Origin of the sequence: Flavobacterium sp. UBA5153, from assembly GCA_002413745.1 — a bacterium.
GTDB lineage: Bacteria > Bacteroidota > Bacteroidia > Flavobacteriales > Flavobacteriaceae > Flavobacterium.
Genome location: DHXP01000033.1, coordinates 1497 through 2173, shown reverse-complemented (window position 1 = coordinate 2173; position 677 = coordinate 1497). Strand labels below are relative to the sequence as shown.

General features: G+C 33.5%; 1 protein-coding gene and 1 pseudogene. Both read right to left on the bottom strand.

The features are described 5' to 3' along the window. Positions 1 to 206 (bottom strand): annotated as a pseudogene (locus tag B2145_RS07130) (transcriptional regulator); the annotation flags it as partial. Between the two features lie 7 nt (positions 207 to 213). After that, the gene (locus B2145_RS07125) at positions 214 to 507 is read right to left on the bottom strand and encodes a helix-turn-helix domain-containing protein (RefSeq protein ID WP_291100221.1); all 294 of its coding nucleotides are present in this window, start codon (positions 505 to 507) and stop codon (positions 214 to 216) included. Positions 508 to 677 lie beyond the last annotated feature (170 nt).

The following is a 677-nucleotide window of genomic DNA, read 5'->3' as shown; positions in this document are numbered from 1 at the left end:
TTTTTCAAACACTTATGATAGGTAGCTTTGGAACTGATTTTGCTTATTCTCATTACCTCATCACGAGATATACTGATTGGGTTTTTGAACCGATTACAATTCCAAAATTGAAACAACGACATATACAAACTTACGTGTGTTGGATTGAGTGTTTTATCGATGGCAACTTTTTCAAAGAATCCTGTTAGATGTTTTATGTAATTCATCTTTTAGTTATTTAGGATTGAATAAATTGGGTGTTGCTTCCACTTTGTTTGTCTGCAAAACTTTTTCTAGATCGCTATTGGCATAGTAAAGTATTCCGCCAATTTTAGTGTAGGATATAGTTCCATTGATTCGCAGGTTTTGCAAAGTACCAGGGGATATATTTAAGAGCTTTCGAACTTCATTAGATTTGAGCCATTGCTTTTGCTGTTGCGGTTTGGAATTAAATAGTGTGTTTAAATCGGAAAGCAAGAGGGTTCGAAATTCGTTTAAATCCTCGCGAGTGATTACTTCGATTGCCATAATGTTGTGGTTTTAAATGTTTGGGACAAATAGAAATAATAAAGTAATACCAAAACAGTCACAGGGGTCATATGACCCCTAATGTACCCCCAACAAAATCAGCTAATCGGAGTGAAAAAGTTTTTATTTATGTGTTTTTGACATCTATTTTAATACAATTATGACTAAAT

What these genes read in the sequence shown, in the direction of transcription:
- B2145_RS07125 (WP_291100221.1), bottom strand. Translation starts at nt 507, where the DNA reads ATGGCAATCGAAGTAATCACTCGCGAGGATTTAAACGAATTTCGAACC.